The organism is uncultured Litoreibacter sp., from assembly GCF_947487515.1.
GTDB lineage: Bacteria > Pseudomonadota > Alphaproteobacteria > Rhodobacterales > Rhodobacteraceae > Litoreibacter.
In genome coordinates this window covers 22,827-38,880 of sequence record NZ_CANKWO010000003.1, presented here as the reverse complement: position 1 = coordinate 38,880, position 16,054 = coordinate 22,827, and the positions used below count along the sequence as shown (strand labels likewise).

Below are 16,054 nucleotides of genomic sequence, written 5' to 3'. Positions count from 1 at the left end.
CACAAACCGGCCCATGATTACCCGCACACACCTAAAAGACGATGCCGCGTCGACTGCCGTCTATTCTGACTGCGAGTTGTACCGCTACACCCTGACACGCGTTTGGGATGAAGGGGGCCGCAAGGTCTCCTTTGTCATGTTGAACCCTTCCACGGCGACGGAAGTGCAAAACGACCCCACCGTGGAGCGTTGCGAACGTCGTGCACGCGCTTTGGGCTATGGTGCCTTTCGCGTTTGCAACATCTTCGCATGGCGCGACACTGATCCGTTTAAAATGAAGAAAGCCGCAGACCCCATCGGAGGCGCCAATGATGCGGCCATCACAGACGCCTGCCTATGGGCGGACACCGTGATCGCAGCATGGGGCACGCATGGCGAACATATGGATCGTGGACCGCAGGTAGAGGCGTTGATGCGCGCGACCGGCAAACCGCTGCACCATCTGGGCCTCAGCAAAGCGGGTCACCCGAAACACCCGCTGTATATCGCCTACGTCAAACAGCCGGAAATCTGGGACAAGTAAGTTCGCTGTAGAAAGAAAAAGCCCCGACGCTGTCCATGACAACATCGGGGCTTTCAGATTTCGAAGACTGGTCATTCGCTTAAGGTTTGGAACCCTAAGCTGGAACGGCTTCTTCAGCTGGAGTTTCTTCAGCAGGAGCGGCTTCTTCAGCTGGCGTTGCAGCCACGACAGGTGTTGCGACCACTGGCGCTGCAGGGGCCTCAATTTCGAACGTTTCGTGCACGACAATGTCTGTCACCGCCAAAGCGCCCGGCGAGTTAACGACAAGAACAATATTCCCGTCCATCGTGATATTCGCTGAGCCATCTGGGTTGGCCTCTACGGTCACAACAGGAGCTGGGCCCGCTGCGCCATCGTAGTGCAACTCAATCGTGTCTTCATCAAAGTTGAAGTCCGTTACAAGGCCAGCCTCGCCCGCGCGCACAAAAGTGCCCGATGCGAAGACATCAGAGCCCTCGCCGCCCGTCGCAGTATCGCCAGAACCGATGTACAAAACATCATCGCCTTCGGCGCCGAACAACGTGTCGCCGGCATCTGCATCAACAGGTCCGTATGGCTCGTCCACGCCAAGAACCAAGTCATTGCCTTGGCCGCCATTCAGAAGGTCTTCGCCCAAGCCACCACTTAGAGTGTCTTCGCCAGTACCACCGCGTACGTCGTCGTTACCTTCGCCGCCACTCACCATATCGTTGCCAGCACCGCCCGCAAGCAAGTCGTTGCCAAGGCCGCCTTCTAGTGTGTCATCATCACGGTCGCCTTCGATGATGTCGTCGCCTTCACCGCCAAGCAAGGTGTCAGAACCACCGCCACCATTCAACTGGTCATTCCCAGCACCGCCATCTGCTTGATCGTCGCCCGCGCCGCCACCAATGGTGTCCACGCCCGCGCCGCCAAGGATAGTGTCATCACCAGCACCGCCGATAATACGATCATCGCCTTCGCCGCCATCGATACCGTCATCGCCGGCACCACCGTTGATTGCGTCGTCGCCAACACCACCGTTGACCAGATCATCGCCAGCACCGCCGCGCAGATCATCGTTGCCTTCGCCACCATCTACAACATCGTTACCCTGACCCGCAGCAATGGTGTCATCGCCTTCAAGGCCAGAGATCAGGTCGTCACCGCCGTGACCCTCCATGATGTCGATATCCATTGTGCCAGTGAGTTCATCATTGGCATTGCTGCCGACCAAACCATCACTTGGGGTTGTCTCTATCGGGGCAGAGCCGCCATCTGAATCAAAAACCGAACTAACAAGACCAACAAGGGCCAAAAGGCCTACTGCACCAAACATTATATACTCCCCAAATGCCGCAAAATGTGAAACTGCCTTTAACGTTAAGTTAACCATTGGGCGGGTGCTAGAAAATTCGGACAAATTTGGCCAATCTTTCGCCACATTTTTGCCACTGTTTCGTTTCGCAGTACAATGCCCCCATCCTTGCGGCTTTGGACCCATTTATCCGCCATATTTTGCAGGGATTTCTGTCGGGTAGCTTACAACCCTCTACGCCCTGCGCCCCGCCTGACCTCGCCCATCGCGGGCACATAGAATCAGGGTTCCCTTTTGCGCGCAAACGCCCTATACGCGCCCATCTGCTTCTAAATAGCGGATCACTCCATGGGCCTTGCTGGACGACATCCCGGCCTGCGCCATTCACACTAACCTTTAAAGGAGACCCCGATGTCGATTACTGCAGAAGAAAAAACACGCCTGATGAAAGAATTCGCAACCAAAGAAGGCGACACTGGCTCGCCAGAAGTACAGGTTGCCATCCTGACATCGCGCATCACGACTTTAACTGAACACTTCAAAACCCACAAAAAAGACAACCACGGTCGTCGCGGTCTTTTGAAGATGGTTGCTCTGCGCCGTAAGCTTTTGGACTACACCAAAGGCAAAGACGAAGCACGTTACCAAGACCTGATCAAAAAGCTCGGCATTCGCCGCTAAACGTTCGAACCTTTGGTTTGAACGAGTGTGGTGTAGCGGTTTTCAACGAAAACTAGCGGGCCACATACGGTAGAGATTCAGAGAGGCCGCATTCCACTTGGGATGCGGCCTTCTTCTTTTTTGGTACATATGAGTGACGCTAGGTCCGGATTGAGTCCGAAGTTGCCGATGCTGCGTTGTGCTCGAATGGCAGATTTCATGCGGCGAGGTAGAGATTCTCGATTAACTCGTTGCGTTCGTGATGCGCAAAATCAAGAACTAAGATGTCTTCAAGCTTCACTTCAGAATGATCGGTGCAGTGCTTTGCAAACTCCATAACTTCTTCAAGCGTTTCGTGTTCATGCCAAGTTGTCATGACGGACTTATCCTCGGGATAGTCGCCAAAGTTGTAAGACTCTAAAAATGCCCAATCAACGCTATCGTCCCATGCAGAACAATCAATTCCCCATGCCAACGAATAGAGGCACCCAGCTTTCACAAGAGCCTTGCTGACCTCGTTACGATAGTCCCCACCAACTTCGCGCTCGATGAGTATCAGGCACTTGAATTTGGTCATCTGCTTCGGAAAGGAAACAGGGGCATCCGTAGGTAAGAAAACGTAATTAAACATCTGCATGAGGTGACAATCAGGTCGCCCATTAGTCAAGATGAGTTATGGGATGGTATGAAATTTTAGCCACAGCAGACCATTGGGGCACTCCAAGAACGGCAGCTAAGTCCGCACAGCGGACATCCAGCCATGGCTGCGAAATGTGAGCATTCAGACTTGGCAACGCCACTAATAACCTCCCCACTTCCCAAATGCCTCAAACCCCTATATAGCCGCGCTATCTGAGACGTGACGCCCAGACCCCGGGTGCATGCAAGAGGATTGGGGTCGGCGGCAATGGGGCCGCTATTTACACGGGAGACCCGGAAGGCCGGGAGTGCTCCTTTATAGGAAACGATACATGTTTACTGAGACAAAGAAATCAATCGAGTGGGGCGAAGAAACCCTGACACTCGAAACCGGCAAGATTGCCCGTCAGGCTGACGGCTGTGTTATTGCCACCTACGGCGAGACCTCTGTTATGGCCGCCGTGACTTTTGCCAAGAAGCAAAAGCCAGGTCAGGACTTTTTTCCACTGACCGTTCACTACAATGAGAAATACTACGCCGCGGGTAAAATCCCCGGTGGTTTCTTCAAGCGTGAGGCCCGCCCCACCGAGAAAGAAACACTGACATCGCGCCTGATCGACCGTCCGATCCGCCCGCTGTTTGTTCCTGGCTTCAAAAACGAAGTTCTGGTCATCTGTACTGTGCTGAGCCACGATCTGGTGAATGACCCAGACATGGTTGCAATGATCGCGGCCTCCGCGGCCCTGACCATTTCCGGCGCACCGTTCATGGGCCCAATCGCTGCTTGCCGCGTAGGCTATGAAGATGGCGATTACATCCTGAACCCAGAACTCGATGACATGCACAACCTGCGCTACAACCCAGAGCAGCGTTTGGACCTTGTTGTTGCAGGCACCAAAGACGCCGTGATGATGGTTGAATCGGAAGCCTACGAGCTGACCGAAGAAGAAATGCTTGGTGCGGTGAACTTTGCTCACGAGCAAATCCAGCCAGCTATCGACCTGATCCTCGACTTCGCAGGCGAATGCGCGAAAGAGCCGTTCGACTTCACACCGCCGGATTACTCGGACCTGTACAAAGCGGTTGCCAAAGCTGGCGAAAAAGCCATGCGTGCGGCTTACGCGATCACTGACAAGCAAGAGCGCACCGCCGCTGTTGCTGCTGCCAAAGAGACGGCTCAAGAAGGCTTGTCTGAAGAGCAGTTGGAAGACGAGAACCTTGGCGCCGCGCTGAAGAAACTTGAATCCACTGTCCTTCGCGGCGACGTGGTCAAGAACAAGAAGCGTATCGACGGCCGTCAACTGGACGAAATCCGCGACATCGTTTCCGAAGTTGGCTTGCTGCCACGGACACACGGTTCTGCCCTGTTCACACGTGGCGAAACTCAAGGTCTGGTTGTGACCACATTGGGCACCGGCGACGACGAGCAGATGATCGACAGCCTGCAAGGCATGTATAAGTCGAACTTCCTGCTGCACTATAACTTCCCTCCATACTCTGTTGGCGAAGTTGGTCGTTTCGGCCCTCCAGGTCGTCGCGAAATCGGTCATGGTAAGCTTGCATGGCGCGCCCTTCAGGCCGTTCTGCCTGCGCCAACTGATTTCCCATACACCGTGCGCTTGGTCTCCGAGATCACTGAATCTAACGGCTCGTCTTCCATGGCGTCCGTATGTGGTGGCTCCTTGTCCATGATGGACGCTGGTGTTCCATTGAAAGCGCCGGTTGCTGGTGTTGCGATGGGTCTGATCTTGGAAGAAGACGGCTCCTACGCGGTTCTGTCGGACATCTTGGGTGACGAAGACCACCTTGGCGACATGGACTTCAAAGTGGCAGGTACCGAGAACGGTATCACATCGCTGCAGATGGACATCAAAGTTGCGGGCATCACCCAAGACATCATGAAGACGGCGCTGGCTCAGGCCAAAGAAGGCCGTATTCATATCCTTGGCGAGATGAACAAAGCGCTGTCTTCTGCGAGCGAGTTCTCCGTTCACGCACCACGTATCGAGACCATGCAGATCCCAACGGATAAAATCCGCGAAGTGATCGGTTCCGGCGGTAAAGTTATCCGCGAGATCGTGGAAGTTTCCGGCGCGAAAGTGGACATCAACGACGAAGGCACCATCAAGATCGCAAGCCCGAACGGCGAAGCCATCAAGAAAGCCTACGACATGATCCACTCGATCGTGGCAGAGCCAGAAGAAGGTGCCGTGTACACCGGTACCGTTGTGAAGATCGTCGACTTCGGCGCCTTCGTGAACTTCTTCGGCAAACGCGACGGTCTGGTCCACGTGTCCCAAATCGAGAACCGCCGTTTGAACCACCCTTCCGACGTCCTCAAAGAGGGCCAAGAAGTGAAGGTCAAACTGCTGGGCTTCGATGACCGCGGCAAGGTTCGCCTGTCGATGAAAGTTGTCGATCAGGAAACTGGCGAAGAAATCAAAGAAGAGAAGAAAGAGGATTAATCCTCTGCCTCCATTAAAATAGGAAAAGGCCCTGATGGAAACATCGGGGCCTTTTTCATTGGTTGCCTATAATCCCGCAACACTTCAGCGCGAATTTTATTCGACCGATACCCCCTCAATCCTACACACAATTTCGCCCATAGAAGTTGAAGTGAGTTGTAATGACCGGCCCGTAATCCGGCCTCATAAACGCCCGTGAGACGCGGAGAGTTTTGGCCGCGTTAAACATCGTTACAGCTAAGGACAGCACCATGCGCTATACTCTTCCCACCCTCGTTGCCGCCAGCCTTCTTGCCAGCCCTGTGGTCGCGCAAGATCATTACGGCCAGATCTTTGGTGGCGCGTCTTTCTTGCAAGACCCAAACTTTGAGGGCGTCGTAACACCCCCCGGCGGCATCCAATCCGTGGGTACGGATTTCGACACCCGCTTCAGCATCGGCGGGGCCGTGGGCAAATCCCTACCATCCTTGAATTTCGGTCAGTTCCGTGTCCGAGGCGAAGTCGAATTGTCCTATAACACCGGCGACGTCGGTTCCGTGTTCTTTTCGGGGAATGGTCCCGCCGCCGAGACCAATGTAGCAGGCGACATCAGCACCACACGCCTGTTCGGCAACTTGATCGCAGACCTACCCACAGGCGGGGCCTTCACGCCCTACGCAGGGATCGGTTTGGGCATTGCATCGACAGACACCGCCATTGTCTACGGCAATGGCGTGACCTTGAACGACCGCAGCGAAAACCTATCGGCCCAGCTGATCCTAGGCGGGGCCTATGCCTTGTCTGACAACCTAAGCCTAACCGGCGATATGCGTTATGTGCGCGACTTTGGCGTGGATGTGCCACGGTTCAATGGCGCAGGCGGGCTTACCGGTGTCGTCAGCGACGACGTGTCCTCGGTCAACTTGAATGTCGGTCTGCGCTTCGGGTTCTAAGCCCCCTCCAGAAAAACGAGGTGTAGACTGACAGATCGGGTGGGGTTCCATTCGGTGAGGGTTCCGGTGCAACACCGGGGCCCTCAAAGGCGTTCTTTGATTTGATCACGGTCCTGTTATTGCCCCTTTAGGATGAAACCCGTTATGCTAGGGGCAACGAACCGCTCTTACGTATTTTTAGGGCGCATCTTGAGGACCAGAATATGATCAACCGCCGTTCCCTTCTGACCACTTCCATCGCCGCTGCCGCCGTAGGCACACCAGCGCTTGCGCAACGCAAGGCATGGGTCATGCCAGAAGAGTTCAAGCCACGGATTATCACCTTGCAAGGCGACCTGCCGGCGGGCGAAGTTCACGTCGACCCCAAGGCCTTCGCGCTCTATTGGACGCTGCCTGAAGGCAAAGCCATCCGCTATACCTGCGGCATTGGCAAAGCGGGCCTTTACGAGTCCGGTAAATTCCACGTCGGCGCCAAGAAGCAATGGCCCGCATGGACACCAACGCAAGACATGATCAAGCGTGATCCGGGCGCATATAAGCAGTTCGAGGACGGCATGCCGGGCGGCCCTGACAACCCGCTGGGGTCCCGTGCGCTATATCTGTTCACCCCGAGCAAGGGAGACACGTTCCTGCGCATTCACGGGACATCCGCGCCTTGGACCATCGCCTCTGCGGTTTCCAACGGCTGTGTACGCCTGACCAATGCCCATATCGCGCATTTGTATCAACAGGTGCCCGAAGGCGCGAAAGTTGTGCTGCACTAAGTCAGCCCCCATTCTAAACGCAAAAGGCCGACCCTCTTGGGTCGGCCTTCGCATTTTGGTGTCAGCCTAGTTTAGGAGGGCGCTTTGACCGTACGCAGATAGGGCAGAACTTCGGTCACATCCCCAAATTTGGCCGTTGCGTCCTCTGTGCTGACGGCTGGCGGCACGATGACGTCTTCGCCCAGCTGCCAGTTCGCGGGGGTCGCCACACCTTTGGCCGACATTTGCAGACCGTCCAATGCGCGCAGGATTTCCGCAAAGTTGCGGCCAACGGTCATCGGGTATGTCATCGACAGCTTCAGTTGCTTGTCTGGCCCGACAATGAAGACCGAACGCACTGTTGCGCTATCCGCTGGGGTGCGACCGTCTGGCAGGTATGCTTCGGCTGGCAGCATGTCGAAGGCCTTCGCCATGGTCAGGTCGATGTCTGCCACGATTGCGAATTCAGCCTTGGCGTTGGCCACTTGCTCGATGTCGCGCTTCCATTTGACGTGCTCTTCGACGCCGTCCACAGACACGCCCAGCACTTTGGTGCCACGCTTCGCCCATTCGTCAGCAAGTTGCGCGACCGCGCCGAACTCCGTCGTGCAAACGGGCGTGAAGTCCTTTGGATGCGAGAAAATCACTGCCCAGCTGTCACCGACGAAATCATGCAAACTGATGTCACCTTTGTCGGTCGCAACAGTGATATTTGGAATAGTGTCGTTAATACGCAGGCCCATGGCGGTCCCTTTCAATTTGTGCTTTCTCATCCCAATATAATGATGGCGAACGTCATAGACACCCCTGAACGGAGCATCCGATGTCCAATCTCAAGAAATTCTACATCAACGGTCAATGGGTCACGCCTTCTCGAGCCAATGATTTCCAAGTGGTTAATCCCTCCACCGAGGAGATATGCGCAACGATTTCACTAGGCTCGGAGGCCGACACCAACGCCGCGGTTGCCGCTGCGCGTGCAGCATTTGACGATTGGGCTTCGGTTTCAAAATCCGACAAGCTCGCGCTGTTGCGCAGGCTTTTGGACATCTATAAGGCGCGCTCCGAAGAGATGGCCCAAGCCATGTCGATGGAAATGGGTGCTCCGCTAAAACTGGCTCGGGCCCAGCAGGTCGGCGCAGGATCGTGGCATATGGAGGGCTTTATCAAAGCCTTTGAAACATTTGAATTCGATACCCCCTTCACAGACACCGAGATGACCCTGCGCGAACCGATCGGTGTGTGCGCGCTGATTACCCCTTGGAACTGGCCGATGAACCAAATCGTGCTGAAAGTGATCCCAGCGATCGCCGCAGGTTGCACGGTGGTGCTAAAACCGTCGGAGATAGCGCCGCTATCCGGCGTTTTGTTCTCCGAGTTCATGGACGAAGCAGGCTTTCCGGCTGGCGTTTACAACATGGTGAACGGAGACGGGATTGGCGTCGGATCACAACTGTCTGCGCATCCCGATGTGGACATGGTGTCCTTCACGGGGTCTTCCCGTGCCGGCAAGCTGATCTCCAAATCGGCCGCGGACACGTTGAAACGCGTTTCGCTGGAGCTGGGCGGCAAAGGGGCGAACATCATCTTCGCCGACGCCCGCGACACTGCACCTTCAGACGGCGCCGCGCGTTGCTTTCGCAACACCGGCCAATCATGCAACGCCCCCACGCGGATGTTTGTCGAGGCGTCGCGCTTTGACGAAGCCGTGGAGCAGGTAAAGGCCACCGCCGAGGCCACCAAAGTCGCACCGGCGTCCGAAGACGGCAGCCATATCGGACCGCTCGTCTCGGAAATGCAGTTCAACAAGGTGCAAGACCTTATCCAAAAAGGCATCGACGAAGGGGCCACCCTTTTGGCTGGGGGTGTAGGTCGCCCAGACGGCTTGAACCGCGGCTTTTTCGCGCGCCCCACGGTTTTCACCGATGTGACCCCCGATATGACAATCTACAACGAAGAAATCTTCGGGCCTGTTATGTGCATGATGCCGTTCAACTCTGAGGAAGAGGTCATCGCGGCAACCAATGACACGCCATACGGGCTGACCAACTACATCCAAACCAGTGACACCGAAAAACGTCGCCGTGTGGCACGTCGTCTGCGCTCTGGGATGGTAGAGACCAACAGCTCCGGCTTTGCTCAAGGATCCCCATTTGGGGGCTATAAGCAATCAGGCAATGGCCGCGAAGGCGGGGCATTCGGGATTGAAGAATTCTTGGAAGTGAAGGCCGTATCCGGCTGGAATGACTAAGTTGATCCGGCGCGCTTCCCCTCCTTTGCGACCGCGTGGAGGGGGGCGCATTTAGAACGGCACCTTGGCCTTGAATTCCATGGCCTTGCCACCCTGAGGATGGCGCAGTTTCAAGCTTTCTGCGTGAAGCATCATTCTGGGGAACTCATCCGCGTTATCTGAATAAAACGGATCGCCCAATATCGGGTGACCAAGCGCCAGCATATGGACCCGCAATTGATGCGATCGTCCGGTATGCGGGAAAAGTCGCATGCGGGTGGTGCCGTCTTTCACCGCGCCACGTCGCCATTGTGTCACGGCCTGTTTGCCATGCTCAAAATTCACATGTTGCAGGGGCCGGTTTGGCCAATCAACGACCAACGGCAGGTGCATCTCGCCTGCTTTGTCTTTCACCTCACCGCGCACCAGCGCCATGTAGGTCTTTTTGGTGTGGCGTTTTTCAAACTGCAGCCCAAGATGTCGTTGGGCCGATTTGGTAAGGGCAAACACCATGACGCCGGATGTGTCGCGGTCCAGACGATGCACCAAAAGGGCCGTTGGGAACACGGCTTGAATGCGCGTGATCAGGCAATCCGCCAGATGTTCTCCCTTTCCTGGTACGGACAGCAGGCCTTCGGGCTTGTTCACCAACAGCAGCTCCGCATCCTCATGGATGATGTCCAATGGGTCCATTGGGGGGGTGTAAGCGCTACTGACCACGATTTCGCACCATTGAGTATGAATACAGCACCAAGGCCGCCCAAATCATCGGAAAGGCAATACCGCGCGCAGTGCCAAACGGCTCTTTGAAGACAAACACTGCGACAAGGAAGATCATTGTTGGCGCAATGTATTGAAGAATTGCGATGGTCGATAACGTCAACCGTTTCGCCCCATTGGCATACAGCATCAGCGGCACCGACGTCACAACGCCACACCCCAAAAGCAGCCACAGATCAGATGAAAAATGGCTTGTTCCGGTCGAACCAGCATAGGCCCAATAGGCAAAGGCAGGAACGGCCAACAGCGTCACCTCAAGCAAGAACCCCTGATTGGGCCCGATCGGCAAGGACCTTTTAAACAATGCATAAAAGCCCCATGTCACCGAGAGGCCGATAGAGACCAGCGGCAGCCGCCCCGCATCAATCGTGAGCACCACAATCGCAGCGAAGGCCAATGCGACTGCGCCCCATTGAAGCCCACTCAGCCGTTCCTTCAAGATCACCGCCCCAAGAAACACGGAAAACACAGGATTGATGTAATAGCCAAGCGCTGCATCAAGTGTTTGCCCGACGCTAATTGCCCAAACATAGATGCCCCAGTTGAGCGAAATCAACGTAGCGGTCAGACACCCCATCGCCAGCATTTTTGGCGATGTTAGAGCCTCTTTTATATCTTTGGTGCGCCCCAAAAGGATCAACACTGCCCCCGCCACCGGAATGGACCAGATCACGCGATGTGCCACAACTTCGGCCGCAGGCACATGGGAAAGCGCCTTCATGTACAGCGGCAAGAACCCCCAGAGAAAATATGCGGATACAGCAAATGCCAACCCCGCAGGGCTGTCACCGGATTTTTCAGGGATGTTGTTTAAACGGGCCATGGCATCATTCACCACCATGGCCCGTCAGTTGCAAGGGCTAGACTTTCACACGTTCCGATTTCGGGTCGTAGAAAGGTTTGGAGGACACCTCTGCTTTTACACGTACTCCGGCGACGTCGATCTCATAAGTAGAGGCCAAAACATCCGCCAGTTTTTCACCGTGGCACGGGACATATCCCATCCCCATGGCGGCCCCTAGGTGGTGCCCATAGGACCCTGAGGTCAGGTAGCCTGCCAGTTCACCGTCACGCAAAATGGGTTCGGCATGATACAACAACGGCTCAGGCTCGATGAGCTTGAACTGCAAAAGACGCATGTTTAGACCCTTTTCGGCCTTCTCCAACACGGCTTCACGGCCGATAAAGTTGGCTTTGTCTTTCTTCACCGCAAAGCCAAGACCGGCTTCCATGACGTGATCCTCGGATGTGATGTCATGGCCGAAATGGCGGAAGCCCTTCTCGATGCGGCACGTGTCCATCATATGCATGCCACACAGCTTCAGATCCATATCGCGGCCAGCTTCAAGAAGCGTCTCGAAAACATGGGCCGCCTGATCCGCACTCACGTAGACCTCCCAGCCCAACTCGCCCACATAGGTCACACGGTGAACCCGCGCGAGACCCATGCCGATTTCGACGACTTTTGCGGTGCCGAAGGGGTTCGTCTCGTTGCTGAAATCAGCCGGAGAGACCTTTTCCAACAGCTTCCGAGAATTTGGCCCCATCACCGCAAGCACACCTTCGCTTGCGGTTACGTCTGTGATCACAACATTGAAGTCACCAACATTGCGGCGCATCCATGTCTCGTCCGCAAGGCGCGTAGCAGCTGGAGTAACGACCAAGAACGCCGTTTCGGACAGGCGCGTGACTGTTACGTCTGCCTCAATTCCTGCTTTGGAGTTCAAGAACTGCGTATAAACGATCTTGCCAACAGGCACCGAATAATCGCCGCCCCCGACATAGTTCATAAAGGCTTCGGCATCACGACCTTCGACCCTAATCTTGCCAAAAGAGGACATATCATACATGCCCACATTGCCGCGCACTGCCGCATGTTCACGGGCGACGTTGTCGAAGAAGTTCTGGCGTTTCCAAGTGTATTGGTACTCGGGCTCTTGGCCTTTGTCCGCAATCCAGTTTGCCCGTTCCCAGCCTGCAAGCTCCCCCATGACTGCCCCATTGTCGAGCAAGTGCTGATGGAAGGGCGTGCGCCGAACGCCGCGCGCCGTTTTCTTTTGCAAGAACGGGAAGTGATCCGCATAGAGGAGACCCAGCGTCTCTTTGGAGCGCTCATGCAAGTAGGTGCGATTGCCTTGAAATGGCTGCATCCGGCTGATGTCCACGTCACCCAGATCGAACGGCTTCTCGCCTTCGTCCATCCATTGCGCCAGCGCAGACCCTGCACCGCCTGCCGATTGAATGCCGATGGAATTGAAGCCTGCCGCGACCCAGAAGTTATCCAGCTCTGGCGCCAAACCAAGGTGGTAGGCGTCGTCCGGCGTAAAAGATTCAGGGCCGTTAAAGAAGGTATGGATGCCCGCGTCGGCCAACATGGGCAGACGCTCGACCGCGGCTTCTAGAATTGGCTCGAAGTGGTCGAAGTCCTCTGGAAGTTGGTCGAATTCAAAATCCTTCGGAATGTCGAGCTTCCAAGGCTTCGCCACAGGCTCAAACGCCCCCAAGAGCATCTTGCCCGCATCTTCTTTGTAATACGCACATTCATCCGGCACCCGAAGGACCGGCATTTGAGTGAGGCCCGCTACGTTTTCAGTTACGATGTAGAAGTGCTCACAAGCGTGAAGCGGAACATTTACGCCCGCCATGCGACCAACCTCATGGCCCCACATGCCACCACAGTTTACAACGTGTTCAGCCTGAATAGAGCCTGCTTCACCGTTCGCGCCTTCCCAAGTTACCCCAGTGACGCGACGGCCTTCCTTTTCGATCGAAGTGACCAAGTAACCCTCTTTGACGAGGGCCCCGTTCTGGCGGGCCCCTTTGGCCAAAGCCTGCGCAATATTGGCTGGATCACCTTGGCCGTCCAACGGCAGATACACGCCGCCTACGACACCATCAATGTTGATGTGCTCGTAGCGCTTTTTGACCTCTTCAGGCGAAATAGACTCTGCTTCGACCCCAAAGGACCGCGCCATTGCCGCTTGTCGGTTGATTTCCTCCAGCCGCTCGTCAGTCAATGCAACAGTAATCGAACCGCAGCGCTTGAAGCCTGTTGCGACGCCTGTTTCAGCCTCCAGATCGCCGTAGAGTTCTTGGCTGTATTTCGCCAGTTTCGTCATGTTCTTGGTTGCCCGTAGCTGCGCAATCAAGCCCGCCGCGTGCCAAGTTGTACCAGACGTCAGCTGCTTGCGTTCCAGCAGCACGATGTCCTTCCAGCCAAGTTTAGCCAAGTGATAGGCAACCGAGCACCCGATGACCCCGCCGCCGATGATAACAACGCGGGCATGTGTAGGTAATGTCATGTCTTATGTCCTTTCAATCCGCGAGGGGTACTATGCGCGAATGCGTGCGTTTTCAGGGTCCCACAAAGGCTGGTCTTCTTGGACAACCGCGCGGCAGCGTACGCCGAAGATCTCTACCTCCAGCTCGGTTCCGGGTTTGGCTGCTTCTGCCTTCACGACGCCCAAAGCCACAGATTTGTTGATCCGGTAGCCCCAGTCGCCTGATGTGGTCTCGCCGACGATTTCATCCCCCATCCAAACAGGAGACATGTAGGGCGCGTCAGCGTCACCAGCGTCGACAACAAGCGTCACAAATCCCTTTTTAGGGCCTTGTTGCATCTCGGCGGCCAAAGCGGCCTTACCAGGGAAGTCTTGTTCTTTGTTCAGACGCACAAAGCGATCCAGCCCCCCTTCGAGAAGGGTGTAGTCGGTCGACAAATCACCTTTCCAAGTACGGTAACCTTTCTCGATACGCATAGAGTTCAGGGCGTACATTCCGAACGGCGTAGCCCCCGCAGTGCGTGCAGCTTCATAGACAGCTGCGCTGTCCTCGAAGGATGTGTGAACTTCCCAGCCCAACTCGCCCGCGAAGGAGATGCGGAACAACTTGGCTGGTTTGCCCGCAACAACCGCGTCTTGGATCGTCAGCCAACCGGTTGTCAGATCGGCCTCAGGGGCCAATTCTTGGATCAACTCGCGCGATTTCGTACCGGTGACCAATTTGGTGGACCATTCTTTGGTGATATCCGTGAGCGACAAAGAGCCGTCAGCCGGCAAGCGGCCTTTGAGGAACTCGAAGTCATGCCATTGCGCCACGGCCGCGGTCATGATCCAGAAGTCGTCTTCCCCCCAGCGAATGATCGTCACCTCGGTTACAATGCGTCCGCGGCTGTCGGAGAAGTAACCAAGATTCATCCGGCCAGCTTTTGGCAAAGCGCCTGCGATTTGGGTCCGCAGCCATTCCGCAGCGCCCTCACCGCTAAGTTTGTAGCGCGAGAAGCCCGGCATATCGAGGATGCCGACGCCGTCTGTGCAAGCCGCGACCTCTTCTTTGATGCGTTGCTCCCAAGGCCCCTTGCGGCTCCATGTTTGGGTCGATTCCTCGGAGGTGTCATCCCCGTCCTTGGCGAACCAGTTTGCGCGTTCCCAGCCGTTGTAAGCCCCCATCTGGGCCCCCGCAGACAGCAGGCTTGCATGGTTTGGCGACAGCTTCTTGTCGCGACCAGCAGGCCATTCGTGATGCGGGAAATGCATGGCATATTCGTGGCCATAGGTTTCCAACGCCTTCGAGTGGCAGAAGTCATGGTCGGCGTAGTCAGTGTAGCGACGCGGATCGACGGCCCACATATCCATTTCGGTTTCACCGTGCATGATCCACTCGGACAGAACCTTGCCCGCACCACCGCCTTGAGCGATGCCAAAGGTGAAGGAATGCGCCTCAAAGGCGTTTTTGACGCCCGGCATTGGTCCGATCATCGGCAAGCCGTCTGGGGCATAGGGAATCGGGCCGTTGATGTTACGGCCAACGCCAGCAGTGCCCAAGATTGGCAGGCGCTCCATTGCGTCTTCGATGTAATATTCAAGGCGTTCCAGATCATCCGGATACAGCTGGAAGCTGAAGTCCTCGGGCATCGGGTCTTCGGGCGTAACCCAATGCGCCTTGCAGTTCATTTCATATGGGCCGAGGTTCAGGCCGTGCTTGTCCTGACGCAGGTAGTAGCTGATATCCACGTCGCGGATCATCGGCATTTTGTGGCCCTTCTCCTTCGTCCAAGCTTCCAGTTCGGCGATTGGCTCAGTCAGGAAGTACTGGTGGGACATCACAACCATTGGAACCGTGCGACCACCGAATGGCTTGAACATTTCTCCGACGCGTTGGGCGTAGTAACCGGCACAGTTGGCCACATATTGGGCTCTAATATCGCCTTTTTCGGTCTTCACGATCCATTCGTCACCATCGCGTTCCAGCCCGATCACAGGGCAGAACCGTTCGATCCGGCCACCGGCATCGCGTGCGCCTTTGGCCAAAGCTTGCGTCAGCTGTGCCGGATCAATGTCACCGTCCAGTGGATCCCACAGCCCGCCTTCAAGGTCATGCGTTTCCATGAAGGGGTTGTATTCTTTCAGTTCTGCCGGTGTGCAAATGTCCATTTGCAGCCCTTGATAGCGCGCCTGAGATGCGACCTTCTCAAACTCTTTCATACGCTCTTTGGTATGCGCCAAGCGCACCGCACCGGTGACGTGATAATTCATCGGGTAGTCCACGTCGTCGGCCAGCGTACGGTACATTTCCAACCCGTAGCGCTGCATATTCATCACCGCCCAGTTCGGAGCGAAGTTGGGGCAGTTCCCTGCAGCGTGCCACGTTGAGCCAGCCGTCAGTTCGTTCTTTTCCAACAGAACGCAATCGTCCCAACCTGCCTTTGCGAGGTGGTACAAGGTCGACGTACCGACAACCCCGCCACCAATAATTACAACACGTGCGGTTGTAGGAAAGTCACTCATCGTTTTGCTCCTTTTGACGG

At 55.8% G+C, this 16,054-nt stretch carries 13 protein-coding genes; 6 read left to right on the top strand and 7 right to left on the bottom strand.

Annotation, left to right across the window (positions count from 1 at the left end; genetic code table 11):
• The first annotated feature begins 13 nt into the window (after nt 1-13).
• Entirely contained in the window at nt 14-523 is a 510-nt protein-coding gene (locus tag Q0746_RS10015; RefSeq protein WP_298259827.1) for a DUF1643 domain-containing protein, read from the top strand.
• 94 nt (nt 524-617) lie between these two features.
• Here the strand turns inward: Q0746_RS10015 and Q0746_RS10010 are convergent, their stop codons facing one another.
• The gene (locus Q0746_RS10010) at nt 618-1,820 is read right to left on the bottom strand and encodes a calcium-binding protein (protein ID WP_298259825.1); all 1,203 of its coding nucleotides are present in this window, start codon (nt 1,818-1,820) and stop codon (nt 618-620) included.
• 390 nt (nt 1,821-2,210) lie between these two features.
• On the opposite strand from Q0746_RS10010, the gene rpsO reads away from it, so the two are divergent.
• Nucleotides 2,211-2,480: a 30S ribosomal protein S15 gene (gene rpsO / locus Q0746_RS10005; protein ID WP_298259823.1), complete on the top strand. Its 270-nt coding sequence runs from the start codon at nt 2,211-2,213 to the stop codon at nt 2,478-2,480.
• A 196-nt stretch (nt 2,481-2,676) separates the two neighbouring features.
• Here rpsO and Q0746_RS10000 read toward each other — a convergent pair whose 3' ends face one another.
• Nucleotides 2,677-3,096 carry a hypothetical protein gene (locus Q0746_RS10000; protein ID WP_298259821.1) on the bottom strand — a complete coding sequence of 140 codons (420 nt, stop codon included), beginning with the start codon at nt 3,094-3,096 and terminating at the stop codon, nt 2,677-2,679.
• Between the two features lie 334 nt (nt 3,097-3,430).
• On the opposite strand from Q0746_RS10000, the gene pnp reads away from it, so the two are divergent.
• The 3 genes from pnp (at nt 3,431) to Q0746_RS09985 (ending at nt 7,259) form a co-directional block, all read left to right on the top strand.
• The gene (pnp, locus tag Q0746_RS09995) at nt 3,431-5,563 is read left to right on the top strand and encodes a polyribonucleotide nucleotidyltransferase (RefSeq protein WP_298259819.1); all 2,133 of its coding nucleotides are present in this window, start codon (nt 3,431-3,433) and stop codon (nt 5,561-5,563) included.
• A 251-nt stretch (nt 5,564-5,814) separates the two neighbouring features.
• Nucleotides 5,815-6,495 (top strand): outer membrane beta-barrel protein, encoded by a 681-nt coding sequence (locus Q0746_RS09990; RefSeq protein ID WP_298259817.1) that lies wholly within the window; start codon nt 5,815-5,817, stop codon nt 6,493-6,495.
• 203 nt (nt 6,496-6,698) lie between these two features.
• Complete coding sequence (locus Q0746_RS09985) at nt 6,699-7,259, top strand: L,D-transpeptidase (RefSeq protein ID WP_298259815.1); 561 nt, start codon at nt 6,699-6,701, stop codon at nt 7,257-7,259.
• 71 nt (nt 7,260-7,330) lie between these two features.
• Here Q0746_RS09985 and Q0746_RS09980 read toward each other — a convergent pair whose 3' ends face one another.
• On the bottom strand, nt 7,331-7,981 hold the full coding sequence (locus Q0746_RS09980; protein WP_298259813.1) for a peroxiredoxin: 651 nt from the start codon (nt 7,979-7,981) through the stop codon (nt 7,331-7,333).
• 80 nt (nt 7,982-8,061) lie between these two features.
• On the opposite strand from Q0746_RS09980, the gene Q0746_RS09975 reads away from it, so the two are divergent.
• The gene (locus Q0746_RS09975) at nt 8,062-9,489 is read left to right on the top strand and encodes an aldehyde dehydrogenase family protein (RefSeq protein ID WP_298259811.1); all 1,428 of its coding nucleotides are present in this window, start codon (nt 8,062-8,064) and stop codon (nt 9,487-9,489) included.
• 51 nt (nt 9,490-9,540) lie between these two features.
• Here the strand turns inward: Q0746_RS09975 and Q0746_RS09970 are convergent, their stop codons facing one another.
• The 4 genes from Q0746_RS09970 to Q0746_RS09955 are packed head-to-tail and all read right to left on the bottom strand — an operon-like array spanning nt 9,541 to nt 16,034.
• Nucleotides 9,541-10,188, bottom strand: a complete 648-nt coding sequence (locus tag Q0746_RS09970) for an RluA family pseudouridine synthase (RefSeq protein ID WP_298259808.1) — start codon at nt 10,186-10,188, stop codon at nt 9,541-9,543.
• Nucleotides 10,178-11,071, bottom strand: coding sequence for an EamA family transporter RarD (gene rarD, locus Q0746_RS09965; RefSeq protein ID WP_298259806.1), 894 nt, complete (start codon nt 11,069-11,071; stop codon nt 10,178-10,180). Before rarD ends, Q0746_RS09970 begins: the two co-directional genes overlap by 11 nt.
• A gap of 37 nt (nt 11,072-11,108) precedes the next feature.
• Nucleotides 11,109-13,550 carry an FAD-dependent oxidoreductase gene (locus tag Q0746_RS09960; RefSeq protein WP_298259804.1) on the bottom strand — a complete coding sequence of 814 codons (2,442 nt, stop codon included), beginning with the start codon at nt 13,548-13,550 and terminating at the stop codon, nt 11,109-11,111.
• A 30-nt stretch (nt 13,551-13,580) separates the two neighbouring features.
• Nucleotides 13,581-16,034, bottom strand: coding sequence for an FAD-dependent oxidoreductase (locus Q0746_RS09955; protein ID WP_298259802.1), 2,454 nt, complete (start codon nt 16,032-16,034; stop codon nt 13,581-13,583).
• Nucleotides 16,035-16,054: the final 20 nt, after the last annotated feature.

Excerpts from the sequence above, each read along its gene's own strand:
- pnp (WP_298259819.1), top strand. The coding sequence starts at position 3,431 with ATGTTTACTGAGACAAAGAAATCAATCGAGTGGGGCGAAGAAACCCTG.
- Q0746_RS09975 (WP_298259811.1), top strand. The coding sequence starts at position 8,062 with ATGTCCAATCTCAAGAAATTCTACATCAACGGTCAATGGGTCACGCCT.
- rarD (WP_298259806.1), bottom strand. The coding sequence starts at position 11,071 with ATGGCCCGTTTAAACAACATCCCTGAAAAATCCGGTGACAGCCCTGCG.
- Q0746_RS09960 (WP_298259804.1), bottom strand. The coding sequence starts at position 13,550 with ATGACATTACCTACACATGCCCGCGTTGTTATCATCGGCGGCGGGGTC.
- rpsO (WP_298259823.1), top strand. The coding sequence starts at position 2,211 with ATGTCGATTACTGCAGAAGAAAAAACACGCCTGATGAAAGAATTCGCA.
- Q0746_RS09990 (WP_298259817.1), top strand. The coding sequence starts at position 5,815 with ATGCGCTATACTCTTCCCACCCTCGTTGCCGCCAGCCTTCTTGCCAGC.
- Q0746_RS10015 (WP_298259827.1), top strand. The coding sequence starts at position 14 with ATGATTACCCGCACACACCTAAAAGACGATGCCGCGTCGACTGCCGTC.
- Q0746_RS09955 (WP_298259802.1), bottom strand. The coding sequence starts at position 16,034 with ATGAGTGACTTTCCTACAACCGCACGTGTTGTAATTATTGGTGGCGGG.
- Q0746_RS10010 (WP_298259825.1), bottom strand. The coding sequence starts at position 1,820 with ATGTTTGGTGCAGTAGGCCTTTTGGCCCTTGTTGGTCTTGTTAGTTCG.
- Q0746_RS09985 (WP_298259815.1), top strand. The coding sequence starts at position 6,699 with ATGATCAACCGCCGTTCCCTTCTGACCACTTCCATCGCCGCTGCCGCC.
- Q0746_RS10000 (WP_298259821.1), bottom strand. The coding sequence starts at position 3,096 with ATGCAGATGTTTAATTACGTTTTCTTACCTACGGATGCCCCTGTTTCC.
- Q0746_RS09980 (WP_298259813.1), bottom strand. The coding sequence starts at position 7,981 with ATGGGCCTGCGTATTAACGACACTATTCCAAATATCACTGTTGCGACC.